The sequence below is a fragment of the Bartonella phoceensis genome, from assembly GCF_902825145.1.
Taxonomy (GTDB): domain Bacteria; phylum Pseudomonadota; class Alphaproteobacteria; order Rhizobiales; family Rhizobiaceae; genus Bartonella; species Bartonella phoceensis.
On sequence record NZ_CADEAD010000001.1, the window covers coordinates 39,378 to 64,174 of the forward strand.

The following is a 24,797-nucleotide window of genomic DNA, read 5'->3' on the forward strand; positions in this document are numbered from 1 at the left end:
ATTATAACCTAATAGAGTAAGAATCACTGAGGGGAAAATGTTGTTTGAGTGCGCTGATACACAATGAATTGGATGCAAAAGATAGCATAACGTGATCAATAGTGCCGCGGAAAAACTGTTTTGTTTCTCCATAAAAGGCATTTTTTTCATTAATGTGAATCATTTGAGGAAAATATTTTTGCACAATGAGTGGATCATGGAGTGCTGTAAGAACTGTTCGTCCTTGTTTTTGCCAGTGTGTGATCAACGCAAGAAGGTCTTTTTGGGTATTACGATCTACACCATTGAAAGGTTCATCAAGTAAGATAATATCGGCATCTTGTACAATAATACGTGCAAAGAGGGCGCGTTGCAACTGGCCCTTAGAGAGCGTATCAAGTGAACGTCTAGCGAGTGCCGTAAGCCCAACCGCTTCAAGTGCATTCTGAATTTTAGAGTCATAAGAGCGCTGGTTTTTCCATAATCCGCAAAAAGACCACAGCCCCGTTTTTATCAGCGCTTTTACATCAATTGGAAATGTTTGATCTATATCACACTGTTGGGCAAGATAGGCAATCCGACTTTTCTTCGGTTTTGTGATTTTACCTTTGAGAGGTTTAATCAATCCCGCAAGTGCTTTTAGCAGTGTAGATTTCCCAGCACCATTATCACCTATTATTGCTACCAATGAGCCAGCGTTTAATTTTGCTGAAAAGCTCTCTATTGCTATTCTATTTACATATCCTAATGTTGCACTTTCGAAATGCAGACCCATAATTATACCACCTTTTATTTATCTTGAACAATATGTAATACTATAACATTTGTCAATAAAATGTTATAGTATTACATATATTTTGGGAGTCGAAAATTTTAAGAGGAAGATCGTGGAAAATTCAAAATAATGGTTGAATTTTCCTTGACGAAATAGAGAGTGTGTATACTATATATAGTACTGAAACGATTGGTGATTCTAAATAGGCACAAGTGAGGGTAGTGTGTGTTTCGTTTGGCGTCTAAGTTATTTCCGTAATATGTCGCAAAGAGTTTATCGGCAAAGAATAGAGTAGTGTTTCTGTTGGAATGTCTCTCTCCAGGGAATTCCCTTTTGTTTTTGTAAGTCGATTTTATCATATAAAGAGTAAAACTATGCATTGGGAAGCAACTGCTGGGGAGGGACGTTAGTTTTTAGGCAGCAGGAGGGAATTGTAATGCAAGCAAAAGATTGTTTTATAACTAAAATGCGTTACCGTTTAAGTTGTAGAATAGTCATTTATGTTCATCATAGTTTTGAAGTTACTTGATGGGGATTTCTGTTATGTTCAAAAAGCTATGTGTTGTTTGAACAAGAGTGTGGCTGTGTGTGTTTGTTTACAATTACTGTTTTTTGTTATTCTTGAGTATCTTAAAATTATTAGAATTAATGCCCTTTGAGGGGTGGTTTTTTTTAAATTATGAAAGTTGAAGAAAATGTCGATCACTATTTATAGCAAGCCGTCTTGCGTTCAATGTGACGCCACGCGTCGCGCTTTTGATGCTAAAGGTATTCATTATCGTATTGTAGACATTTCCCGCGATGAACAGGCATATACTTTTGTTCAATCTCTGGGGTATCGTCAGGTTCCTGTGGTTGTTTGTGGTGAGAATCATTGGTCTGGTTTTAGACCAGATATGATTAGTGGTCTTTGTGTTTAATGGGACTGATTGTTTATTATTCGAGTACAACGGGTAATACTGAACATTTTGTCTCACAGCTTGGCCAAAGGCTCTTCAAGATTGATAAAAAAAAACCATCTATATTAGTTGATGAGCCTTATGTATTAGTCGTTCCTACCTATGCAGATGGTGAAGGAAGAGGGGCTGTACCAAAAGCGGTTATTCGTTTTCTCAATGAAAGTGAGAATCGCAAATTCATTCGTGGTGTCATTGGTGGAGGGAATCGTAATTTTGGTCGTTATTACAATTTAGCAAGTAAGATTATTGCTGAAAAATGTTTTGTACCTTGCCTGTATCGTTTTGAATTGCGTGGCACTGATGAAGACGTCATTTGTGTAAAGAAGGGATTGGAAAGATTTTGGAAACAGTTAGTATAAAACAATCACAAAAGTCGGGACAAATCATGGACTATCATGCGCTAAATGCAATGCTTAATCTTTATGATGAAAATGGTCATATTCAATTTGATATGGATCGGCTTGCTGCACGGCAGTATTTTCTTCAACATGTTAACCAAAACACGGTTTTTTTTCATAATCTTAAAGAAAAAATAGACTACTTGATAGAAGAAGGTTACTACGAAAAGCCTTTATTAGAGCTTTATGATTTTTCTTTTATTAAAAAGCTTTTTAAACGCGCTTACGCATTTAAGTTTCGTTTTCCTACTTTTTTGGGCGCATTTAAGTACTATACGAGCTACACTCTCAAGACTTTTGATGGCAAGCGCTATCTTGAACGCTATGAAGATCGTGTCTGCCTTGTTGCTTTATATTTAGCACAAGGCAGTAGAGCTCTTGCTGAGACTTTTGTGGATGAAATTATTACAGGCCGATTTCAACCTGCAACACCGACATTTTTGAATGCAGGAAAGAGACAGCGTGGCGAATTAGTATCGTGTTTTTTGTTGCGTGTTGAAGACAATATGGAATCGATAGGTCGTGCGGTCAATTCTGCTTTACAACTCTCAAAACGCGGTGGAGGTGTAGCACTTTGTTTAACAAATGTGCGGGAAGCAGGAGCACCAATCAAGCAAATAGAAAACCAATCTTCAGGTGTATTGCCTGTGATGAAACTTTTGGAAGATTCTTTCTCTTATGCCAATCAACTTGGTGCACGACAAGGGGCTGGTGCTGTTTATTTACATGCACATCATTTAGATATTATGAAGTTTTTAGATACAAAACGTGAGAATGCTGATGAAAAGGTTAGAATAAAAACACTTTCGCTTGGTGTGGTAGTTCCTGATATTACTTTTGAGCTTGCGCGTAATAATGAGGATATGTATCTATTCTCACCTTATGATATTGAGCGCGTAACAGGGAAACCCTTTAGTGATATTTCTTTGACGGAGCATTATCGATCTTTTGTTGATAATGCCAAGATTCGTAAAAAGAAAATAAGCGCACGCGTTTTTTTTCAGACATTAGCGGAAATTCAATTTGAATCAGGTTATCCTTATATTTTATTTGAGGATACTGCTAACCGAGCTAATCCAATAGCCGGACGGATAAGTATGAGCAATTTATGTTCAGAAATTTTGCAGGTAAGTGAAGCAAGTGAACTAGAGACGGATTTAACTTATCGCACAATTGGAAGTGATATATCCTGTAATCTTGGTTCAATGAATATTGCAAAAGCAATGGAAAGTCCTGATTTTGGGCAGACAGTGGAAGCTGCTATTCGTGCTCTTACTGCTGTTTCCGATATGAGCAATATTGCCTGTGTACCTTCCATTGCGAAGGGCAATGCTGAGAGTCATGCGATTGGTTTGGGACAAATGAATTTACATGGTTTTTTAGCGCGTGAACAGATTTATTATGGATCTCCAGAAGCGATTGATTTTACCAATATCTATTTTTATGTTGTAACCTATCACGCAATCCGTGTCTCCAATTTAATTGCACGCGAACGTCAGCAGGTATTTGCTGGGTTTGAGAAGTCAGCTTATGCAGATGGTCGTTTTTTTGCGAAGTACATTGAGAAAGAATGGAAGCCGCAATTCGCACTTGTACAAGAGATTTTCGCACGAAATAACATTGCTATACCAGACCAAAAGGATTGGCAGATACTCAAGGATTTAGTTGTTGAGTACGGGCTGTATAATCGCAATCTACAGGCTGTGCCTCCTACAGGATCTATTTCTTATATTAATCATGCAACATCTTCTATTCACCCAATAGCTTCGAAGATTGAAATTCGTAAAGAGGGGAAAATTGGGCGTGTTTATTATCCTGCTCCTTATATGGATAATACGAATTTGAAGTTCTACCAGGATGCTTATGAAATTGGCCCTGAAAAAATTATTGATACCTATGCTGCTGCTACGCAGCATGTTGATCAAGGTCTTTCATTAACGTTATTTTTTCCTGATACCGCTACCACGCGTGATATTAATCGTGCTCAAATTTATGCCTGGAAAAAGGGTATAAAGAGTATTTATTATATACGGTTGCGGCAAGTAGCGTTGAGTGGGACAGAAATTGATGGCTGTGTTTCCTGCAGTCTATAGGAGATAATCATATGACAAAGATTACAACCAAGAATCCTGTTGTTTGCGCTGTCAATTGGAATAGATTGCATGATGAGAAAGATCTTGAGGTATGGAACCGCTTAACTGGAAATTTTTGGTTGCCTGAAAAGGTTCCGCTTTCTAATGATATTCCTTCATGGTCAAGTTTGACAGAGGAAGAGCGCAAGCTAACGATTCGTGTTTTTACAGGATTAACTCTTTTAGATACGATTCAAAATACTGTAGGGGCCATTTCACTGCTGGCTGATGCGATAACAGAGCATGAGGAGGCAGTCTTGACAAATATTGCATTCATGGAAGCAGTTCATGCGCGTTCTTATTCTTCTATTTTTTCAACCCTATGTTCGACCGTAGAAGTTGATGATGCATTTAGGTGGTCAGAAGAAAATGTTCATTTGCAAAAAAAAGCAAGATTAGTGCTTGAACGTTATGAGGCAAATGATCCGTTAAAGAAAAAAATTGCTTCGACTTTGCTAGAAAGCTTTTTATTTTATTCTGGTTTTTATTTACCAATGTATTGGGCAAGTCGCGCTAAATTAACAAATACAGCCGATCTCATTCGGCTGATCATCCGTGATGAAGCTGTACATGGTTATTATATAGGCTATAAATTTCAATTGGGATTTGCAAAACTTGATGAAGACAAGAAGAAAGAAATTAAAGATTTTGCTTTTAATTTGCTCTTTGATCTTTACAATATTGAATGCAAATATACTGAAGATCTTTATGATGCACTTGGATTGACAGAAGATGTTAAAGTTTTTCTTCATTATAATGCAAACAAGGCCTTAATGAATTTAGGTTTTGAAGTTCTTTTTCCTCCTGAAGTTTGTCGCGTTAACCCTGCGATTTTAGCGGCTTTATCACCAAATTCTGACGAAAATCATGACTTTTTTTCAGGAGCCGGCTCTTCTTATGTTATTGGCAAAGCAGTTGCTACGACAGATGATGATTGGGAATTTTAACGATTGCGTAAAAAGAGTAGTGCGCGAGGTATACCATTCAAGTCTTTGCGCATTTCTAGCAATTGGAAGCCACATTCTTCAAATAAACTGCAGACTTTTGTTTCTTGAGAATATCCGATTTCGACAGCGATACAGCCGCTTCCTGCTTTTAAGTAGTTTGCTGCTTCATGAGCAAGCTTTCTATAAAAATCAAGACCGTCTTTTCCACCAACCAATGCGCGTAAGGGATCATGTAGACGCACTTCCTTTGCAAGTTTTTTGATGTCTTTTTCTGGAATATAGGGTGGATTGGAAATAATGAGATCAAATTGACCTGTGACAGAAGCAAACCAATTACTAAGAAGAGGTGTGAAGCGGTTTATAACTTCTGCATTTTTTGCATTTTTTGTCGCTGTTTTAAGGGCATCTTCAGAAATGTCGACAGCGACTGCGTAGGATTGGGGAATTTGTTTAAGAATCACAATGGCTATAGCACCACTTCCTGTTCCCATATCAAGCAGTGTTATTTTTTCTGATTTTTCCCCTTTTTTTTTGAGGAATGGTAAAACAAGATCTATAAGCGTTTCTGTATCGGAACGTGGTTCTAATGTATCATGAGATAATGCGAAGGATATGCCATAAAACTCTCGTTCTCCGATAATACGATAAACAGGTTCGCCAGCAAGACGCCGTTGTATGGCATATTCTAATTGTACAATTTGTTCAAAAGAGAGGCACATATCTGGTTTGCAAATTCTATCTGATGCATTTGTATTTGTTATCCATTCAACAAGTATTTTTGCATCAAGATTCGCTTCAGAAATTCCTTGAGTACGCAGTTTTTCTTGTGTTTTTCGGATGGTATCATTGAGAATATGGCGGCTCATCCATTATTATCCATTTCCATAAGCAGAGCTGTCTGATGATCAGATATGAGTGCATGAATAAGTTCATCAAGATCTCCTTCTAGGATACGGTCAAGCTTATACAGAGTGAGATTAATACGATGATCTGTGACACGTCCTTGTGGAAAATTATAGGTACGAATACGTTCCGAGCGATCACCAGAGCCGACTTGGTTTTTACGGGAAGCTGAACGTTCACTTTCCGCTTTTTGTCGTTTGATATCAAATAAGCGCGCGCGTAAAATTTGCAACGCCCGCGCGCGGTTTTGATGTTGTGATTTTTCCGCTTGCACAACCATAATTCCTGTTGGAATATGCGTTATACGAACAGCTGAGTCAGTTGTATTGACATGCTGACCTCCTGCTCCAGATGCACGCATTGTGTCGATGCGAACGTCTTCGGGACGGATTTCGATGTCAATTTCCTCAGCTTCTGGAAGGACTGCAACGGTAGCAGCAGATGTATGAATGCGTCCACTTGTTTCTGTTTCAGGGATGCGTTGCACACGATGAACGCCTGATTCAAATTTCAGTTTAGAAAAAACACCTTTACCTGAAATGGCTGCAATAATTTCTTTATATCCACCGACTTCCCCTTCATTAAGCGAAACGACTTCAACTTTCCAGTTATGAGAAGTGGCATAACGTTCATACATGCGAAAAAGATCACCGGCAAAGAGTGCTGCTTCTGATCCACCCGTTCCTGCTCGAATTTCAACAATTGCGCTTTTTTCATCAGCAACATCTTTAGGTAAAAGAAGAATATGGAGTTCTTGTTCAAGTTTTTCTATTTTCTGACATAATAATGGTAGCTCTTCTTGGGCAAGATTGCGCATTTCTATATCTGTTACTTTATCACCGATGATATTTTCCAGCTCTGTGATTTCTACGTGGAGAGCATTTAATGTTCGTATAGAATGAACAATTGGCTGTAACTCTGCATATTCAGAAGCTAATTTTACATATGTTTCGGTATTTGGGTTTGTAGCCATTTGGTTTTCAATTATTTCAAAACGCTTTTCAAGCTGTTTCATACGATCCTGTGGTAAAGAAACCATGATACTATAGACCTAATTTATTATAACACTTCATTATTGCAATATTGATGATAGAAAGTTTTATCACATCCTATAAAAAGGGGTAATAAAGCAGAAAAGCTTCCTTGCCAATGAAAGATACAGATTTTCGAAACAATCGCTTTAAAAATTACGTTTTTTCCCATAAAGTTCGAGGCGGTGATGAACAATATTATAGCCAAGTGATTTAGCAATTTCTTCCTGCAACTTTTCCATGATATCAGAATGAAATTCAATAACTTGTCCCGTTTCTATATCAATGAGATGATCATGGTGTTGTCCATCTGCTTGCTCAAAACGAGATGGGCCACCACTAAAGGTATGGCGATGAATTGTCCCATTTCCTTCTAATATTTTCATGGTTCTATAAACGGTTGAAAGCGAAACACTAGAATCTATTTTATGAGCGCGCTGAAAAATTTCAAACGCATTTGGATGATCGTTTGTGTCCACTAAAATATCAAGAATAACACGTCTTTGACGTGTTACTCTTAAACCTGCAGTGCGTAATTCTTGCTCATAATTTCGCTTTTTATTCATCTTCTTCATTGTTTGTTTTTCAAACAAATGCACCGTGACAATGTTTGTACTTTTTCTCTGAACCGCAAGGACAACGCTCATTACGCCCAACTTTACCCCATGTGGTTACATCGTTGGGATTACGGTTTTTCGGGTCAACAATTTTATTTTCTTGTGTTCGTGCCCACAAGGGTAGAATATTTTTTTCTCCTTGATCATTTAGAATAGAGTTATCAGCATCCGCTTGCATAGGTGCGAGGGGGGCTGTAGGCTGCTGAATGATTTCGAAACGCATGAGTTTAGAAGTAACAATTCTGCGCAAATTTTTAAGCATGCTCTGAAAGAGTTCAAATGATTCTGTTTTATACTCGTTGAGTGGATCTCGTTGTGCATAACCACGAAAACCAACAGCAGAACGCAAATGGTCTAAACTTACCAAATGTTCACGCCATAAAGTGTCAATTGTTTCAAGTGATACGGCTTTGTGAAAATAAGCCATAACTTCTGGAGAAAAGCGTTCAGTACGCTCATTTTCAAGTTTGGTAATAGCATTTGATATGCGTTCTAAAATCTGTTCTTCAGCGATTCCATCTTCTTTTGCCCATTTTTCTATTGGAAGTTCAAGATTGAAGAGGTGGTGAATTTCTTCTTGCAGGGCTTGCACATTCCATTTTTCAGAATATGTTCCTGATGGAATATAAGTTTCTACGAGATCTTCTACCACTTCATTACGCATTTCAAGGATCATATCTGTTAAATCATCTGCATTCATGACTTCCATACGCTGTTCAAAAATAACCTTGCGTTGGTCATTCATGACATCGTCATATTTTAACAAATTTTTACGGATTTCGAAATTACGTGCTTCGACTTTTTTTTGTGCTTTTTCAAGGGCTTTATTAATCCATGGATGAGTGATCGCTTCATTTTCTTTCAAACCAAGTTTTTGTAGCATTCCATCCATACGATTGGAGCCAAAGATACGCATAAGATCGTCTTGAAGAGAAAGAAAGAATTTCGAGCGACCAGGGTCGCCTTGGCGACCAGAACGACCACGTAATTGGTTATCAATACGACGGCTTTCATGGCGTTCCGTAGCAATGACGTAAAGACCGCCAACAGCTAATGCTTTTTCTTTAAGCTGTTTGACATCTTTTTTTATTTCTTCAATCTTAGCTGTCCGTTCTGCTCCATCAGGTATATCCTGTAATTCTTGTCGGATACGCATTTCGATATTACCGCCAAGCTGTATATCAGTACCACGACCAGCCATATTGGTAGCGATGGTTAAAGCTCCAGGAACCCCTGCTTGTGCAATAATATACGCTTCTTGCTCATGATAGCGGGCATTTAAGACTCTAAAATCGGTAATACCTTCTTTTCGCAAACGTTTTGCCAATTGTTCTGATTTTTCGATAGACGTTGTCCCAACAAGAATAGGTTGCCCTTTTTCGTGTGCTTGACGGATATCATGTACAATAGCACGATATTTTTCTTCTGCCGTTCGGTAAATTTCATCATCTTCATCAATACGCTGTATTGGTAAATTCGTAGGGATTTCTACGACTTCAAGACCATAAATATTATTGAACTCTTCGGCTTCCGTTGTGGCTGTTCCAGTCATTCCAGACAGTTTTTTGTACATACGGAAGTAATTTTGGAAAGTGATGGAAGCGAGCGTCTGATTTTCTGGTTGAATAGTAACATGCTCCTTAGCTTCAAGAGCTTGATGCAGTCCCTCAGAATAACGCCGTCCTGGCATCATGCGGCCTGTAAATTCATCAATAATAACAATTTCACCATTACGAACAATGTAATCCTTGTCACGGACAAACAACTTATGGGCTTTAAGAGCGTTATTAACATGATGGACGATAGCAACATTTTCTATATCATAAAGATTTTCTCCTTTTAGATATCCAGCTTCTTCGAGTTTTTTTTCAATTTTTTCAGTACCAATTTCCGTAAAGGTTGTTGTTTTTTGTTTTTCGTCTATTTCATAGTCTTCTGGAATTAAGGCAGGAATAAATGTATCAATAAGGTTGTAGAAGTCAGTACGATCTTCTAAAGGACCAGAAATTATAAGAGGGGTACGTGCTTCATCAATAAGGATCGAATCAACTTCATCAACAATTGCGTAATGATGTCCACGCTGGACCATTTGCCTACGATCAAAGGCCATATTATCGCGCAGATAATCAAATCCTAATTCATTATTTGTTGCATAAGTGATGTCACATGCATAGGCTGCTCGACGGGCATCATTATCAAGATCATGGAGAATCACACCCGTTGTTAATCCTAAAAAACCGAAAATTTTCCCCATTGTTTCAGCATCACGACTAGCCAGATAATCGTTTACCGTTACGACATGAACGCCTTTTCCTTCCAATGCATTGAGATAAATCGGCAGAGTCGCCATTAATGTTTTACCTTCACCGGTACGCATTTCAGCAATACCGCAGTCATGAAGCACCATTCCACCAATAAGTTGTACATCAAAAGGGCGCATATCATAAACGCGTTTTGCGGCTTCACGAACAGTTGCAAAAGCTTCTGGTAGAAGCAAGTTAACGGTTTCACCCTCAGTGAGACGTTTACGAAACTCGTCAGTTTTTTGGCAGAGTTGCGCATCGCTTAATTTCATGAATCGTTCTTCTAAAGCATTAATTTGTACAACTTTTTGACGAAGAGCTTTGAGACGTCGCTCATGAGCTGAACCAAAAAATTTACGTGCAAAGACACCTAAACTGACCATCTCTGGCCCTTTCTTTTAATTGTTGTCACTCTTGTTGGATAACTCATATGCTATCCCCATACTCCGCACTTTCCAAGACATCTAATATAATAATCAGATACACATGGTACTATTATACTTGTCGGTGTGCAATTTTTCACTTTAATTGTAAAGTAGAGATAAGAGGCTAAGTGCACTGTGTCAACTTTAGTAATGCTATTTAATTGGTACGGTACAAAGTAATTTGGGATACATTTGGGATACAATGTGTCATTTTTCTATGTTATTATATTCTCTAGAAGCATTGGATGGGGTAGAATAAACTGAAATAAAAGGACAAGTTTATAATTTTTAAAATAAAATTATTGATTTATTTGCCCATGTTTAGAGATTAAAATGTCACGGTTAGAGAAAATTAAAATCTTAAACCTGCTTTCATTTTCAAGGAGTATATTTATGAAATTCAACTTTATCATGATTTTTTTAACATCAGCCTTATTGACGAACATGAGTTTGGGGGTGATGGCTCAAGAAAGTTTGAATTCACCGTCGAATGATTTAAAGACTTTAGAAAAAGCTTCTGAAAAAACAATTCCCCTCTCTCATGTTATGGCAGTTATTGATGGAAAGAGTATTACAGCAGGGCAATTGGATGAGTTAGCGCTTGAAATAAATCCTAATTTAGAGCGTTTTCCTGATGAACAACGTCGTGTAATGGTTTTAAAAGCTTATTTAGATATGCAGGCACTTTCTAAAGCAGCAAGGAGTCAGGGGATCGATAAAACTGAAGCTTATGATAAACGTATGGCAGTTATGCGTGATAATGTTCTTCAACAGCTTTATTTTAAGCAGACGATCGTTGATCAAATTTCGGATACCGATTTGGAGACCCTTTACAATAAAGAAGTTGCTGCTTTACCCAAAGAAGATGAGGTTAAAGCGCGCCATATTTTGGTCAAAACGAAAAAAGAAGCAGAAGCTGTTATTAAGCGTTTAAATAAAGGGGAAAATTTTGAAGAGATCGCAAAGAAGAGTTCAACAGATGGTTCTGCCGCTGTTGGGGGCGATCTTGGCTACTTTAGCCATGGTCAAATGGTCAAACCTTTCGAGGATGCTGTATTCGGTCTGAAAGTTGGCGAATATACTAAAAAGCCCGTTGAAAGTCCTTTTGGTTGGCATGTTATCAAGTTAGAAGATCGTCGTTTGAAACAACCTCCTCTATTTGATGATGTTAAAGAGATGTTGCGTACACAGCTGATAAAAGAACGTTACCAAAAATTGATTATTGATTTACGTGGCAAGTTAGACGTGCAATATCCTGATCCTAATGTTACAAAACTTATGCAATCGCTTAGTCAGAATGGGACGCCGCTTCCAGATGAAACAGCTGATGAAGAAGACGCCGAGTAGCGAGGAGAAAGAAGCGGAGAATGTCTGTATTGGGGAATTTGAGAGATTAATTTTGTCAAAAAAGCTTAGTATTTTTTTGTGAAAGGCTATTTATTTATGATCCGTTCATCTTTTTTTATAGAAAGTATAGTGTGACTTTGAAAATATCTCCTTTATCTCCCCAAAATATACAAGAGCTTCCTCCATTATCTGGTGTGCGGATAGCAACGGCTGAAGCTGGAATTAAATATAAAGATCGTACAGATCTTCTTTTCATCATATTTGATAAACCAGCAAGTGTTGCCGGGGTTTTTACACGTTCAAAGTGTCCATCTGCTCCTGTAGAACATTGCCGTGCATCTCTTCCGCATGGAGTTGCTAGAGGTATTGTTGTTAATTCTGGGAATGCAAATGCTTTTACAGGACGCAAAGGCAGGCACACAACAAATGAAATTATGTGTGCAGCAGCAAGTGCTTTGAAGGTTAGTGAAAATGAGATTTTTATAGCTTCTACGGGTGTTATTGGCGAGCCAATGGATGCATCGGGTATTGTAAATCTTTTACCGAGTATGGTGAAGACAGCCAAAGAGAGGAATTGGTTAGAAGCTGCGAAAGCTATTATGACGACCGATACATTTCCTAAACTTGCTACGCGCAGATTTGAGTGTGGGGGGGAAATTGTTACCATTAATGGGATTGCAAAAGGCGCTGGTATGATTGCACCAGATATGGCGACAATGCTCTCTTTTGTCGTAAGTGATGCATGGATTTCTTCAGATATACTTCAATCAATGTTATCAGAGGCAGTTCAGAATTCTTTCAACTCAATTACTGTTGATAGCGATACCTCAACATCAGATACACTCATGATGTTTGCAACAGGAAAGGAGGGTTTTCCCTGCCTTACATGTAAAACCGACCTACGTTATGAAGTATTTACAAAGCACTTGAGTGCGCTTTTGCATGAGCTTGCATTACAAGTTGTTTGTGATGGAGAAGGTGCGCGCCATTTAATTGAAGTGAATGTAATTGGTGCAACAACAGATAAAGCTGCTAAAACTATAGCTTTATCAATTGCAAATTCACCACTTGTGAAAACGGCTATTGCTGGTGAGGACGCCAATTGGGGGCGGGTAGTAATGGCGGTGGGTAAGGCAGGTGTTGAAGTAGACCGTGATCTCTTGGCGATTTGGTTTGGTAAACATCGTTTGGCAGTTAATGGTGAACGAGATCCCGAATATTGTGAAGAGAAAATAGGTGCTTATATGCGAGGTGAATGTATCACAATTTGTGTTGATATCGGTTTAGGCACTGGTAAAGCGACAGTTTGGTCTTGTGATTTGACGAAGGAGTACGTTATGATCAACGGTGATTATAGAAGCTAGCTGATACACTATAAATTTAACGTTGGATACTATATATTTTTAGAGAGGGTAAGGTGTTTTAATTCTTTTATCTTGGAGTAGGTAAGTTATAAAAGAGATGACTATTTTTATCTCTGTGGGAGAGTGGTATGCACATAAAAAGTTCACTTCTTCTTGTTGTTGCGTGTGCGTTATTGGATCAAGATAATTGTGTTTTACTTACAGAACGTCCTCAAGGAAAATCACTGGCTGGTTTATGGGAGTTTCCTGGTGGAAAGGTTGAGCAAGGTGAAACTCCAGAAGCTTCTTTGATTCGTGAGTTAGAAGAAGAGCTTGGTATTTATGTTCAACCAGAAGATTTATTACCCTTAACATTTGCAAGCCATCGTTATGAAACATTTCATCTCTTAATGCCGTTGTACCTTTGTTACCATTATGAGGGTATTGCGCAAGGACGGGAAGAACAAAATTTAAAATGGGTTTTTATTGGTGACCTTGATAAATATCCTATGCCTGATGCTGATAAACCATTAATTCAGCTATTAAGAAATTTTCTTCTTTAATAGGTTCGTGAGAGAAAGATGCTGTGTATTTTGTAAAACATTAATGATGTGAACAATCTAAAAGGATTCTTTTACATAACATTATATGTAAAAAACGATAATTTTAAAAAAAGCTATTCAGGAAGTTGGATGACAAATTTTTGCGATATCCAAAAGACAGGGAATGTTGATAAAAATTTTTAAAAAAATGCTGAATATTCTTCACAACATAACTTATAGCAAAACTCAAGGCATTCATAGAGGAAATTTGTAAAAAAACACACCTCGCAGAATGCATGTTGGAAAATCTTATCCTCTATTCACATGTCCATCACTAAAAAATATACAAGTCAATAAATTTTATGTATAAAAAACACAATACTCCTAAATACCGAAGTTTAGAAAATACCTAAGTAATGCACTCTATTTTATATAAATTAATCTACAAAAGCCTTCTTATGTTAACACGAAGCAAACAACCCACAATGACCCACATCATCATATTTATGAAAAATACATATTATATTCCTAGTGTTGTTGGACGGCGTCTTTCTATGGGATGTCGTTGACATTTTTGAGCCATACGTGTAACTGCTCTTTCCAGTGGTTCGACCATAACATCCATAGAAGAACCATTTGCATGAATGATATTTTCATGATCAACCATAATAGCGACATGACCTTTCCAAAAAATCAAATCACCTCGTCGAAGTTTATCATCTTCTGAGAGTGGATTTCCTATAGTTTGTTGTTGCATGTCGCTATCACGTAAAACTACTTGACCGGCCATTGCCATAGAAACCTGGACTAGTCCTGAGCAATCAATTCCAAAGCTACTGGTTCCACCCCAACGGTAAGGTGTATGGATCAACCGTTCAGCAACATCAACATAATCTTTATACACGATTTTGCCAATCGGACTAAGATGACAGCTAACGATTGCACCCCCGTTTTCAAGTATAGAATACTTGGTACCACGAACTTCGACTTCATTAACAACGCTTACCTTACTTCCTATAGATAAAGGATATTCTACTGGTCCACGCAAGTCAGCCTGGGAATATTGGAAAGTACGTGGTGCTGTAACAATATGTGTTGGTTCTACGGTTGCTGTACAAAGCGCTTTTGTCTCAATATAGCCAACATAACCATCTTTGGTGGATTGTGCCCACGACATCTCTTCTCCATGCTCAAAGACAAGAAGTTCTTCTCCGAATAAGCACTCTGTCTGCATTTCACTTTTGTTATTATTTTCTTTAAACAATGCAGCAACAGGTACATTAACGCGTCTTTTTTCACCTTGCACAAAGCGCTGAGCTGTAACTTCGCCTTTAAGACGTTCATCTGCTAGATCTTCTCTGAACGCATGCAATCTCGGATCTCTAGGGAACATTTATTTACCTTTCATCTTTTGTTTTTTATCTTTAAACAGGCGTATGAAAATTGGTACTGGTAGAATTTTTATCCTCAAATAAATTACAGAACACAATTAACGGCAAAAAACAATGGCTCTTAAGATTCTAAAGTTGTCCATTTTTATGTTTATTTTATGTCAAAATTAATTTTTAAAGAGATTATAAAGGGCACGAATAACTTGTGCGGAACCACCGACAGGATAACCTGGTTTTTCTTTTGAAATCCATCCATAAAGATCAAAATGTGCAAAATGTTTGGTTTTTTCAACAAAAGAGTTAAGAAATAAAGCAGCAATTATAGAACCAGCAAAGTTATTTCCAGCTGTATTGTTAAGATCAGCGATTGGTGATGATAACATTTTTTGATAAGGTTTCCAAAGTGGCATTTGCCAAAGAGGATCGGAGACAGAACAAGCAGATTGAGAAATTTGTTGCGCCCATAGTGAATCATGACAATAAAATGCAGGGAGATCTGGTCCTAATGCTATACGCGCTGCTCCTGTTAAGGTAGCCATACAAAGCATGAATTGTGGACTTTCTTCATCACCATAGGCAAGTGCATCGGCAAGGACAAGCCGTCCTTCAGCATCTGTATTGCCAACTTCAACACTTAAACCTTTACGGCTTTTGAGAATATCGCCTGGTCGGTAAGAATGAGCAGAAATTGCATTTTCAACGGCTGGAATCAAAACACGTAGATGAAAGGGTAATTTGGCATCCATAATAAGTTTCGCCAATCCTAAAACATGTGCTCCACCTCCCATATCTTTTTTCATGAGCAGCATGTTATTGGCTGATTTAATATCAAGTCCTCCAGTATCGAAGGTTACGCCTTTTCCAACCAGCGTTATTTTAGGATGATTTTTTTTGCCCCAGCGTAGCTCAATCAGTCGTGGTGCAGTGCTACTGGCACGTCCCACAGCATGGATCATAGGAAAATTATATGTTAAGAGATCATCTCCACAAATGCTTTGAACGTGAGCATTATAGGTTCTTCCCAGTTGACGTGCTTCTTTCTCAAGGCTTTCGGGATTCATATCATTAGCTGGAATATTGATGAGATCCCGGACAAAAAAGACAGTTTCATAAATTCGTTTAAGATCATCGAAATCAACCATATCACTTACAGAGATCGACAACGATTTGGGGGAAGAGTTTTGGCGATAGCGGTTGAATTGATAACTTCCAAATGCCAATCCAAGATAAGTATTCAACTCATGGGAAGCTTCTCCTTCTAAATGCCACTGACCAGCTGGAAGGTTTTGAGCGAGAAGTCCTGTGATAAAAGGTTCATCACCATTACCAAGCCCAAAGAAAACTTTTTTTAAATGTCCCGCTTCATCAGGAATGAAGAGTATTTGACCTGCTTTTCCAGTGAAATCATTGGCTTTCATCCATGTTGTTGTTAATGTATCGAGTGGTAAATCAGCAAGACTGTTAGGACTTACCAAGCATATGGGGCAGCTATTATCGATAGGTTTTGGGCTAAAATAAATGTGATGTGAATGCATATTGATGAAATCCTCATAGCCGTCGAAGTGCGACATATTCAACCAAATGGTTTTTTCCTTTACGTAGAATGAGATTAGAGCGTGGTCGTGTTGGCAATATATTCTCTTGTAAATTTTTCAAATTAATTGTTTGCCAGATATTTTCAGCAATTTTTAAGGATTCTTCTTCATTCAAGAGTGCATACCGATGAAAATAGGACTCAGGATTTTGAAAAGCTGTTTTACGCAAATGTTTAAAACGTTCCAAATACCAATGCCGAATGACTTCTGTTTCAGCATCTACATAGATTGAAAAGTCAAAAAAATCTGAAACAAAAGGAATAATTTTTCCATCTTTAGGGAGGTCACTAACTTGTAGAACATTAATACCTTCAATAATTAAAATATCAGGACGATCGATAGTAACGGTTTGATTTTCCAGAACATCATAGATCATATGTGAATAAAGTGGGGCACTAACATTACCAATACCAGCTTTTATAGCAGAAAGGAAATTCAGCAATTTTTTAATATCATAGGAGTCTGGAAACCCTTTACGATGCATACGATCTTTTTTCTGTAATACGGCGTTAGGATAAAGGAAACCATCAGTTGTAATTAAATCAACTTTAAGACTGGATGTCCAACGTTTCAAAAGTTCTTGCAGAATACGAGCGGTAGTTGATTTTCCTACCGCAACAGAGCCGGCAATCCCAATAATAAAAGGAGTTTTCTTTATCCCTTCTTGATGTAAAAATTGTTGACGCTTGTAAAAAAGTTCTTGTACTGCTTCAACATGGCACGATAATAAACGCGATAAGGAAAGATAAATGCGTTGCACTTCTTCAAGATCAATTGGATCATCCATTGAGCGTAAACATTTAATTTCATCAAAGGTCAACGTGAGTGGTGTATCCGCCCGGAATTGAGACCATTCTTGTGCAGTAAAGACACGATAAGGTGAATATCGATCAGGAACAGACTTGACTAGGTTATCTTCCTGATCAATTTTTGAAAGAATCTTATCAATCATTTGTATCAGTCAAAAAGTTTTCTGCCAAAGTAATCAATTAAGGATAGACAGACGAACTGTTTTTTCAAATGAATTTTATTTTGCATGTTTTCTTTCTTTAAAATAATAGGCAATCTTTAGCTTATAGTCCAGTCATTCCAATGTGCATTAATTTGTGCCAATGAACATCCTTGTGCCAAAAAAGCCCATAAAAGTAACCGTGCTTTTACTGCTGATAAATAACCAGACATAAGAGCACCAGAAGCAATCAAATCAACTTCTGAACCTTTATAACCATAAGTTGCACGAGTTGTAGAGCCAGTACAGGTACGGCTAGCAATAATAATTGGCATTTTTTGTGTATATTGTTGTACGATGTCTGTTTCTTCAAAACTGCAGTGTCCTGATCCAAAACCAGCAATAACAAGTCCAGCATACTGTCCACTTTCAAGGCAGAATTTCATCAACTGTGTATCAGAAGATAAGGAAGAGTATAGGAGCGCAACTTTATGATCATAATTTTTGGGAAGATCAAATGTTTTCGGGACAAAATTTCGATCATTAAAATAAATTAGCTTTCCTTCCAAAAGAGTACCTAAAATACCTACCAGGCCTGACTGAAATGTCTCAATTTTGACAGTATGGCTTTTCTGAACCCAATAAGGTGAGTGAACGGTATCATTAATGACGACGAGAACACCTCTGTTTCGACTTTGTGGATGAGCAGCGACGCGTGTTGCTGCTAAAATATTCGCTGGTCCATCAGCACCTGCTTCGCAAGGTATACGCATAGCACCAGTTATAATGAGCGGTTCCGCTTTATCCCAATAAAGGGAAAGAAAAAAAGCTGTTTCTTCCAGTGTATCAGTACCTTGGGTCAAAACAATGCCTTCTGCACCAGCTTTAATTTGTTGCGTTGCCCATTCTATTATTTCAAAAAGAATTTTAAAAGACAAAGAACCACTCGGTAATTGTGTGAGCGTTTGCGCGTGAATATTAGCAACTTTGTTTAAATCAGGAACACTTTTAATGAGGACATCTGAAGTTAATGTTGGTTGCATTTGGCCAAAATTGTCAGCGGCCATTGCAATTGTTCCTCCCAATGTTCCTATTGCTATTTTTTTCATAATTTTTCCTTTAAGAAACGCCAACTGTTTACTAAAACTCTTTAGCAACAATTTGCGTTGATAACAATGCATTCATTTTTTATTTCAACAAATTGAATTGTGCTGAATCATTGTGTTTTGCAATATATGTTCTTAAATAAAGATAATAATAATTGGATTTTACATTTAATGAAAAGAAATCATATTAAAAATAGAGGTCAATATTAAGGAGCTTCCTTATGGCGGAACATAAGCCAGACATAATATATGGTACAACTATTATTACTATACGAAAAGACGGAAAAGTTGTGATGGCCGGCGATGGCCAGGTTTCACTTGGACAGACGATTATGAAGGGCAATGCACGCAAGGTTCGTCGTCTTGGAAAGAGCGGAGCAGTTATTGCTGGTTTTGCAGGTGCTACAGCAGATGCTTTCACTTTATTAGAGAGGTTGGAAACTAAGCTTGAGCAATATCCTGATCAGCTCATGCGTGCATGTGTAGAGCTTGCAAAAGACTGGCGAACAGACCGCTATTTGCGTCGTCTTGAAGCAATGATGCTCGTCGCTGATAAGAAAATAACGTTAGCTTTAACAGGACTTGGTGATGTTTTAGAACCCGAAGATGGGGTTATGGCAATTGGTTCTGGAAGCAATTTTGCTCTTTCAGCTGCCCGGGCTCTCATGGATATGGATTTGGATGCTGAAACTATTGCTCGTAAAGCTATGAGTATTGCCGCTAAAATTTGTGTTTACACCAATGATCATTTTACAATTGAAACATTGGATGCAGAATTATCTTCTTTAGAGAAAGCTATTTGAATGTGTGTTGTATTTTCCCCTCGTGAAACTGTTTCTGAACTTGATCGTTTTATTATTGGCCAAAATGACGCCAAGCGTTCTGTTGCTATTGCACTGCGTAATCGGTGGCGTAGACAACAGCTTGATGGACCAATGCGTGAAGAGGTTATGCCAAAAAATATTTTGATGATAGGGCCAACAGGTGTCGGTAAAACGGGTATAGCGCGCCGATTAGCAAAACTTGCTGGAGCGCCTTTTGTTAAAGTAGAAGCGACTAAATTTACTGAAGTTGGTTATGTAGGACGTGATGTTGAGCAAATTATTCGTGACCTTGTTGAAATTGCTATTTCTCTTGTGCGTGAAAAAAAACGCGATGAAGTAAAAGTCAAAGCGCATATGAATGCTGAAGAGCGTGTTTTAGATGCTCTTGTTGGGAAGACAGCAAGCCCTGCTACCCGTGATAGTTTTCGCAAAAAGTTGCGTGAAGGTGAACTAGATGAGAAAGAGATTGAAGTTGAAGTCGCTGATAATAACAGCAATAGCACTTCGACCTTTGATATTCCTGGCATACCTGGTGCACAAATGGGCATTATGAATTTATCAGATATTTTTGGTAAAATGGGAAGTCGTACAAAGATCCGTAAAGCAATAGTAAAGGATGCTTTTAAGCTCCTCATTGATGATGAATCTGAAAAGCTTCTTGATCAAGATCAAATTATTCAAGAAGCACTTCGTGTTACTGAAAATGATGGCATTGTTTTTATCGATGAAATTGATAAAATTGCAACCAGGGATGGTGGTGCAGGTGCTGCTGTTTCGCGTGAAGGCGTTCAACGGGATCTTTTACCTTTAGTTGAAGGAACAACAATTGCCACAAAATATGGTCAAATTAAAACAGATCATATTCTTTTTATTGCGTCAGGTGCGTTTCATGTTTCCAAGCCATCGGATTTATTACCAGAACTTCAAGGGCGTCTGCCCATTCGTGTAGAGCTCAATGCTCTAACAAGGGAAGATTTACGACGTATTCTAACCGAACCTGAAGCGAGTCTTATTAAGCAATATATCGCTTTAATGGCAACGGAAGAAGTTCATTTAGAAATTACCGATGATGCGATTGATGCTTTAGCAGATATTGCTGTGGACTTAAATGCAAGAATTGAAAATATAGGGGCACGACGTTTGCAAACGGTAATGGAACGTGTTTTGGATGAGATTTCTTTTACAGCGCCAGATAAAGCTGGAACATCGTTTAAAGTTGATGCTGCTTATGTCAGACAATCGATAGGTGAACTTGCTGCTGATATCGATCTTTCACGTTTCATTCTTTAGGGTGATCGCTTGTTTTGTCTATCGACGTGCCTCGATAACTTTGAAGCCATGGGGTTTTTCATGTATTAATACTGTGCGGAAAATATTTTTTAACAATGTTTCATAAGGTAGGTGGCGGTTCGCAACAAGAAGCAAATTGCCGCCGGGCTTTAGGTATTTTGCAGCATTTATAATAAAATGTTGGCCTAAGGAAACATCTGTCGTTTGTTGCGTGTGAAACGGTGGGTTTGAAATGATTGTATCGTACAAATCCGTGATTGGCTCGTGCACAAGATCATGCCAATAAAAATGAATCGGGCAAGAAGTTGTTATATGTTCAAGGTGTTGTTTGGCTGCTCTCAAAGCATTGTAGTCGGCTTCATAGAGGTCAAGGGTCGTTAATTTTTCACTTTTTTCAAGCGCTACATAAGAAAGAAAACCCCAGCCAGCACCAAAATCAGCAGTTTTTCCAAAAATGGCTTTGTGCATATGCAGAGCCAGCACAGCAGATCCCGGATCAATACGACCATGAGAAAACATGCCAGAAGTGGTCTGAAATTTATTTTCAAAAGTAAGCGGTGGTGAACGCAATTGCGCAATCTTTTGTTTTTCTACTTGCTGTGGAACTTGAAGCCAGAATACCAATCCGTGATTTTTAGACAGTTTGTCGGTGATGGGAACGAGAGTTTTTACCCATTTCATCATTGAAGCAACACCGGCAGTTTTATTTCCACCGATCACAATCCATCCACCAGGTTTAACACATTCCAATAAATCAAGAAAACAATTTTGGTTAAAACCACGATATTTGCTTAAACATAAAAGTGCACCGTCATAAGTGAGAGTTTTGTCTATCTGAGGAGAGCAGTGAAATTGAGCATTAGAAAATTTTAAAAAATCTGGTCGCCAGGGTGTTATAACTTTTAAGTTTTGCATCCATTCTGGAGTAGGGATTTCCATTAAACCAAAACTTAACCAAGATTGGTTTGGATTGGGAAGAGGAAGGTTCTGGTTTGTAAAAGGTAAAAATAGTAACACATGTGGCTCGTTCAAAGAAAAAATGCCATTCTGATATGAGTATGGCATTTTAGTTTATGACAAGAGAAAAGATTACTCTTCTTTTTTCTTACGACGACGCTTGTTTTCGGATTTATTTTTTTCATCCATGCATTTTTCTTGTTCTTCTTGTATTGGCTTATCACCTGTAATCTCTTCTCCGGTCTGTTGGTCAACGATTTTCATGGATAACCGAACTTTACCACGCTCATCAAAGCCCATTAATTTAACCCACACTTTATCACCTTCTTTAACAACATCTGTTGTTTTTGTAACGCGTTCTGATGCGAGTTGAGAGATATGAACGAGTCCATCACGTGAGCCAAAGAAATTTACAAATGCACCAAATTCTGCAGTTTTTACAACTGTTCCTTGGTAGATAGCACCAACTTCAGGCTCATCAACAATGGAGTGAATCCAGCGTTTTGCGGCTTCAATAGTTTTAGCATCGGCAGAAGCAATTTTAATTGTTCCATCATCTTCAATATTGATTTTTGCTCCAGTTTGTTCAACGATTTCTCGAATAACTTTACCACCAGAGCCGATAACATCGCGAATTTTATCAACGGCGATGTTCATAATTTCGATTCGTGGAGAAAATTCACTAAGTTCAGCCCGTGCACTAGTTAAAGCTTTAGCCATCTCGTTAAGGATATGAATTCGTCCCCCCTTGGCTTGTTCAAGTGCGATTTTCATAATTTCTTCGGTAATACCATCAATTTTGATATCCATTTGTAAGGCAGTAATACCATTTTCTGTACCCGCTACTTTGAAATCCATATCTCCAAGATGGTCTTCATCTCCTAAAATATCAGAAAGTACAGCAAAGCGTTCCCCTTCTTTAATTAATCCCATAGCAATACCCGCAACAGGGCGTACCAAAGGAACGCCGGCATCCATAAGAGCAAGTGAAGTTCCGCAAACAGTTGCCATGGAAGACGATCCATTAGATTCAGTAATTTCTGAAACAGCGCGGATGGTATAAGGAAAAGATTCCTTAGTTGGCAACATAGGATGAATTGCACGCCACGCCAATTTGCCATGTCCAATTTCACGGCGACCAGGAGAACCAAGACGTCCTACTTCCCCTACTGAAAAAGGTGGGAAATTATAATGGAGGAGAAATGTTTCCTTATACATGCCTGTTAAGGAATCAATATACTGTTCATCTTCACCCGTTCCCAGTGTTGCAACAACCAATGCTTGTGTTTCTCCACGGGTAAAGAGTGCAGATCCATGTGTCCGAGATAAAAGACCAACTTCTGATTGGATAGGACGTACTGTTGAAAGATCACGTCCATCGATACGCTTTTGTGTATCAAGAATGTTCCAACGAACAATTTTTGCTTGCAACTGTTTGAAAGCGGTTGCAATCTGATCTGCACTAAATTTACAGTTTTCTTCTGTTTCTGGTATAAATTTATTGATGACTTCGGTTTTAAGTGCATCAATCGCGGCGTACCGTTCCTGTTTATCAGTAATCGTATAAGCCTTTCGTATATCCTGTTCAGCTATTTCCAGCATAGCTTTTTCGAGATCAGAGAGATTTGCAGGAATAAAATCACGTGGATCTTTTGCAGCAACTTCGGCAAGTTTGATGATAGCATCAATCACAGGTTGCAAGCCTTTGTGCCCAAACATAACAGCACCTAACATGATGTCTTCTGGTAATTCTTGTGCTTCTGATTCAACCATCAGTACAGCACTTTCTGTTCCAGCAACAACAAGATCCAGTTTTGATTCAGGCATTTCATCGATATGAGGATTGAGTATGTATTGTCCGTTACAGTAGCCGACACGAGCACCAGCAATAGGACCCATAAAAGGAACACCTGACAGAGTTAAGGCAGCAGAAGAAGCAATCATTGCAAGGATATCAGGGTTATTTTCAAGATCATGCTGTATAACGGAAACAATCACTTGTGTATCATTTTTATAACCATCAACGAAGAGAGGACGAATTGGACGATCAATCAAACGTGAAACCAATGTTTCATTTTCGGTTGGTCGATTTTCACGTTTTAAATAACCACCAGGTATTTTACCAACAGCATAGAGCTTTTCTTGATAATTAACGGTGAGTGGAAAAAAATCTTGGTCTGGTTTTGGACTTTTTGCTGATACAACGGTTGCTAAGACAATGGTTTCTCCGTAGGTAGCAATTACCGCACCATCAGCTTGACGCGCTATTTTCCCTGTTTCGATGGTGAGTAGCCGCCCGGCCCATTCAATTTCTATCTTGTGCGTTTTGAACATTTTTTATCCTTAATGACCAGTGTTCATATTTAGTGCTCACATTCTGAGTTTGCGTAGCATATTTTAAAACTATGGGCAGGACAACAAGACACTTCTGTTTTTTGCGATAAAAAAAGAATAAACCGCAATTCAAACGCGAAGCAACTCGTAATCCTACCCCTTGGTGGTTATTCATCGGCTCTTAAAGTTTTTAGCTAAAAGCAACAAGCTGAAAAAATGGGTATTTTTTGGAAACAGCAATGCGCCCATTTTTCTTTTAACGACGCAAGCCTAATTTCTTGATAAGTGTTTGATAACGATTTTGGTCAACTCCTTTAAGGTAATCAAGCAAACGACGGCGTTGAGACACCATCTTCAAAAGACCTCGACGAGAATGGTTATCCTTTTTATGAGATTTAAAATGGTTAGTTAAATTAGCAATACGTTCAGAAAGTACAGCAACCTGTACTTCTGGTGATCCTGTATCACCAACTTTATTTGCGTACTCTGCAACAAGAGCTTGTTTACGTTCAGCTGTAATCGACATCGTATTATCCTTTCAAAAAACGAAGAAACAAAAGTCACCCATAGCCGAGATGTCGTCCAGCAAGGGTCTGTGAGAAAGCAAGGAGAGTGAAAAACTCTCATCTACCATAGCACTTATATAGGAA

21 protein-coding genes are annotated in these 24,797 nt (G+C 38.3%); 9 read left to right on the forward strand and 12 right to left on the reverse strand.

The features are described 5' to 3' along the window. Window position 1: 1 nt before the first annotated feature. Window positions 2-754 (reverse strand): ABC transporter ATP-binding protein, encoded by a 753-nt coding sequence (locus J7R07_RS00175; RefSeq protein WP_208434943.1) that lies wholly within the window; start codon window positions 752-754, stop codon window positions 2-4. A gap of 695 nt (window positions 755-1,449) precedes the next feature. On the opposite strand from J7R07_RS00175, the gene nrdH reads away from it, so the two are divergent. From nrdH to nrdF, 4 genes are read left to right on the forward strand one after another with little or no spacing between them, the layout of a single operon-like run. Continuing rightward, window positions 1,450-1,674 (forward strand): glutaredoxin-like protein NrdH, encoded by a 225-nt coding sequence (nrdH, locus tag J7R07_RS00180; protein ID WP_208434944.1) that lies wholly within the window; start codon window positions 1,450-1,452, stop codon window positions 1,672-1,674. After that, window positions 1,674-2,072 carry a class Ib ribonucleoside-diphosphate reductase assembly flavoprotein NrdI gene (nrdI, locus tag J7R07_RS00185; RefSeq protein ID WP_208434945.1) on the forward strand — a complete coding sequence of 133 codons (399 nt, stop codon included), beginning with the start codon at window positions 1,674-1,676 and terminating at the stop codon, window positions 2,070-2,072. Before nrdH ends, nrdI begins: the two co-directional genes overlap by 1 nt. Continuing rightward, the gene (gene nrdE, locus J7R07_RS00190) at window positions 2,054-4,204 is read left to right on the forward strand and encodes a class 1b ribonucleoside-diphosphate reductase subunit alpha (protein WP_208434946.1); all 2,151 of its coding nucleotides are present in this window, start codon (window positions 2,054-2,056) and stop codon (window positions 4,202-4,204) included. Before nrdI ends, nrdE begins: the two co-directional genes overlap by 19 nt. Before the next feature lie 11 nt (window positions 4,205-4,215). Continuing rightward, entirely contained in the window at window positions 4,216-5,190 is a 975-nt protein-coding gene (gene nrdF / locus J7R07_RS00195; RefSeq protein WP_208434947.1) for a class 1b ribonucleoside-diphosphate reductase subunit beta, read from the forward strand. Here nrdF and prmC read toward each other — a convergent pair. The 4 genes from prmC to secA form a co-directional block, all read right to left on the reverse strand. After that, window positions 5,187-6,056: a peptide chain release factor N(5)-glutamine methyltransferase gene (gene prmC / locus J7R07_RS00200; protein ID WP_208434948.1), complete on the reverse strand. Its 870-nt coding sequence runs from the start codon at window positions 6,054-6,056 to the stop codon at window positions 5,187-5,189. The genes nrdF and prmC overlap by 4 nt on opposite strands. Next, window positions 6,053-7,132 (reverse strand): peptide chain release factor 1, encoded by a 1,080-nt coding sequence (prfA, locus tag J7R07_RS00205; protein ID WP_208434949.1) that lies wholly within the window; start codon window positions 7,130-7,132, stop codon window positions 6,053-6,055. Before prfA ends, prmC begins: the two co-directional genes overlap by 4 nt. Window positions 7,133-7,273: 141 nt before the next feature. Next, window positions 7,274-7,771, reverse strand: coding sequence for a Fur family transcriptional regulator (locus J7R07_RS00210; protein WP_208434950.1), 498 nt, complete (start codon window positions 7,769-7,771; stop codon window positions 7,274-7,276). After that, the gene (gene secA / locus J7R07_RS00215; protein ID WP_208434951.1) at window positions 7,710-10,427 is read right to left on the reverse strand and encodes a preprotein translocase subunit SecA; all 2,718 of its coding nucleotides are present in this window, start codon (window positions 10,425-10,427) and stop codon (window positions 7,710-7,712) included. Before secA ends, J7R07_RS00210 begins: the two co-directional genes overlap by 62 nt. A 435-nt stretch (window positions 10,428-10,862) precedes the next feature. Here secA and J7R07_RS00220 point away from each other — a divergent pair, with 435 nt between their 5' ends. From J7R07_RS00220 to J7R07_RS00230, 3 genes are all read left to right on the forward strand, one after another. Further along, window positions 10,863-11,816 (forward strand): peptidylprolyl isomerase, encoded by a 954-nt coding sequence (locus tag J7R07_RS00220; protein WP_208434952.1) that lies wholly within the window; start codon window positions 10,863-10,865, stop codon window positions 11,814-11,816. Window positions 11,817-11,947: 131 nt separating this feature from the next. Continuing rightward, the gene (argJ, locus tag J7R07_RS00225) at window positions 11,948-13,180 is read left to right on the forward strand and encodes a bifunctional glutamate N-acetyltransferase/amino-acid acetyltransferase ArgJ (protein ID WP_208434953.1); all 1,233 of its coding nucleotides are present in this window, start codon (window positions 11,948-11,950) and stop codon (window positions 13,178-13,180) included. Window positions 13,181-13,308: 128 nt separating this feature from the next. Continuing rightward, window positions 13,309-13,722 carry a (deoxy)nucleoside triphosphate pyrophosphohydrolase gene (locus J7R07_RS00230; RefSeq protein ID WP_208434954.1) on the forward strand — a complete coding sequence of 138 codons (414 nt, stop codon included), beginning with the start codon at window positions 13,309-13,311 and terminating at the stop codon, window positions 13,720-13,722. Window positions 13,723-14,221: 499 nt separating this feature from the next. On the opposite strand, the gene J7R07_RS00235 is transcribed toward J7R07_RS00230, so the two are convergent. The 4 genes from J7R07_RS00235 to J7R07_RS00250 all read right to left on the reverse strand — a co-directional run bounded on the left by J7R07_RS00235 (window position 14,222) and on the right by J7R07_RS00250 (window position 18,745). After that, complete coding sequence (locus J7R07_RS00235) at window positions 14,222-15,094, reverse strand: C40 family peptidase (protein WP_208434955.1); 873 nt, start codon at window positions 15,092-15,094, stop codon at window positions 14,222-14,224. A gap of 165 nt (window positions 15,095-15,259) precedes the next feature. Beyond that, window positions 15,260-16,627 carry a leucyl aminopeptidase family protein gene (locus J7R07_RS00240; RefSeq protein ID WP_208435284.1) on the reverse strand — a complete coding sequence of 456 codons (1,368 nt, stop codon included), beginning with the start codon at window positions 16,625-16,627 and terminating at the stop codon, window positions 15,260-15,262. 13 nt (window positions 16,628-16,640) lie between these two features. Further along, window positions 16,641-17,639 carry a type I pantothenate kinase gene (gene coaA, locus J7R07_RS00245; protein WP_208434956.1) on the reverse strand — a complete coding sequence of 333 codons (999 nt, stop codon included), beginning with the start codon at window positions 17,637-17,639 and terminating at the stop codon, window positions 16,641-16,643. Window positions 17,640-17,755: 116 nt separating this feature from the next. Further along, window positions 17,756-18,745, reverse strand: coding sequence for an asparaginase (locus J7R07_RS00250; RefSeq protein ID WP_208434957.1), 990 nt, complete (start codon window positions 18,743-18,745; stop codon window positions 17,756-17,758). A 218-nt stretch (window positions 18,746-18,963) separates the two neighbouring features. Between J7R07_RS00250 and hslV the strand changes: the two genes are divergently transcribed. Both hslV and hslU read left to right on the forward strand, forming a co-directional pair. Next, complete coding sequence (hslV, locus tag J7R07_RS00255; RefSeq protein ID WP_208434958.1) at window positions 18,964-19,545, forward strand: ATP-dependent protease subunit HslV; 582 nt, start codon at window positions 18,964-18,966, stop codon at window positions 19,543-19,545. Then, window positions 19,546-20,856, forward strand: coding sequence for an ATP-dependent protease ATPase subunit HslU (gene hslU, locus J7R07_RS00260; protein ID WP_208434959.1), 1,311 nt, complete (start codon window positions 19,546-19,548; stop codon window positions 20,854-20,856). It abuts the gene before it with no gap. An 18-nt stretch (window positions 20,857-20,874) separates the two neighbouring features. Here the strand turns inward: hslU and J7R07_RS00265 are convergent, their stop codons facing one another. From J7R07_RS00265 to rpsO, 3 genes are all read right to left on the reverse strand, one after another. After that, entirely contained in the window at window positions 20,875-21,873 is a 999-nt protein-coding gene (locus J7R07_RS00265) for a class I SAM-dependent methyltransferase (protein ID WP_208434960.1), read from the reverse strand. A gap of 72 nt (window positions 21,874-21,945) precedes the next feature. Beyond that, window positions 21,946-24,147, reverse strand: a complete 2,202-nt coding sequence (pnp, locus tag J7R07_RS00270; RefSeq protein WP_208434961.1) for a polyribonucleotide nucleotidyltransferase — start codon at window positions 24,145-24,147, stop codon at window positions 21,946-21,948. A 256-nt stretch (window positions 24,148-24,403) separates the two neighbouring features. Further along, entirely contained in the window at window positions 24,404-24,673 is a 270-nt protein-coding gene (gene rpsO, locus J7R07_RS00275; protein ID WP_208434962.1) for a 30S ribosomal protein S15, read from the reverse strand. Window positions 24,674-24,797: the final 124 nt, after the last annotated feature.

Bases quoted from the DNA above. Each gene is read 5' to 3' on its own strand.
- J7R07_RS00175 (WP_208434943.1), bottom strand. From the start codon at position 754: ATGGGTCTGCATTTCGAAAGTGCAACATTAGGATATGTAAATAGAATA.
- nrdI (WP_208434945.1), top strand. From the start codon at position 1,674: ATGGGACTGATTGTTTATTATTCGAGTACAACGGGTAATACTGAACAT.
- nrdH (WP_208434944.1), top strand. From the start codon at position 1,450: ATGTCGATCACTATTTATAGCAAGCCGTCTTGCGTTCAATGTGACGCC.
- J7R07_RS00210 (WP_208434950.1), bottom strand. From the start codon at position 7,771: ATGAGCGTTGTCCTTGCGGTTCAGAGAAAAAGTACAAACATTGTCACG.
- J7R07_RS00240 (WP_208435284.1), bottom strand. From the start codon at position 16,627: ATGCATTCACATCACATTTATTTTAGCCCAAAACCTATCGATAATAGC.
- secA (WP_208434951.1), bottom strand. From the start codon at position 10,427: ATGGTCAGTTTAGGTGTCTTTGCACGTAAATTTTTTGGTTCAGCTCAT.
- rpsO (WP_208434962.1), bottom strand. From the start codon at position 24,673: ATGTCGATTACAGCTGAACGTAAACAAGCTCTTGTTGCAGAGTACGCA.
- J7R07_RS00250 (WP_208434957.1), bottom strand. From the start codon at position 18,745: ATGAAAAAAATAGCAATAGGAACATTGGGAGGAACAATTGCAATGGCC.
- J7R07_RS00230 (WP_208434954.1), top strand. From the start codon at position 13,309: ATGCACATAAAAAGTTCACTTCTTCTTGTTGTTGCGTGTGCGTTATTG.
- nrdF (WP_208434947.1), top strand. From the start codon at position 4,216: ATGACAAAGATTACAACCAAGAATCCTGTTGTTTGCGCTGTCAATTGG.
- hslV (WP_208434958.1), top strand. From the start codon at position 18,964: ATGGCGGAACATAAGCCAGACATAATATATGGTACAACTATTATTACT.
- J7R07_RS00220 (WP_208434952.1), top strand. From the start codon at position 10,863: ATGAAATTCAACTTTATCATGATTTTTTTAACATCAGCCTTATTGACG.
- pnp (WP_208434961.1), bottom strand. From the start codon at position 24,147: ATGTTCAAAACGCACAAGATAGAAATTGAATGGGCCGGGCGGCTACTC.
- coaA (WP_208434956.1), bottom strand. From the start codon at position 17,639: ATGATTGATAAGATTCTTTCAAAAATTGATCAGGAAGATAACCTAGTC.
- prmC (WP_208434948.1), bottom strand. From the start codon at position 6,056: ATGAGCCGCCATATTCTCAATGATACCATCCGAAAAACACAAGAAAAA.
- hslU (WP_208434959.1), top strand. From the start codon at position 19,546: ATGTGTGTTGTATTTTCCCCTCGTGAAACTGTTTCTGAACTTGATCGT.
- prfA (WP_208434949.1), bottom strand. From the start codon at position 7,132: ATGGTTTCTTTACCACAGGATCGTATGAAACAGCTTGAAAAGCGTTTT.
- J7R07_RS00235 (WP_208434955.1), bottom strand. From the start codon at position 15,094: ATGTTCCCTAGAGATCCGAGATTGCATGCGTTCAGAGAAGATCTAGCA.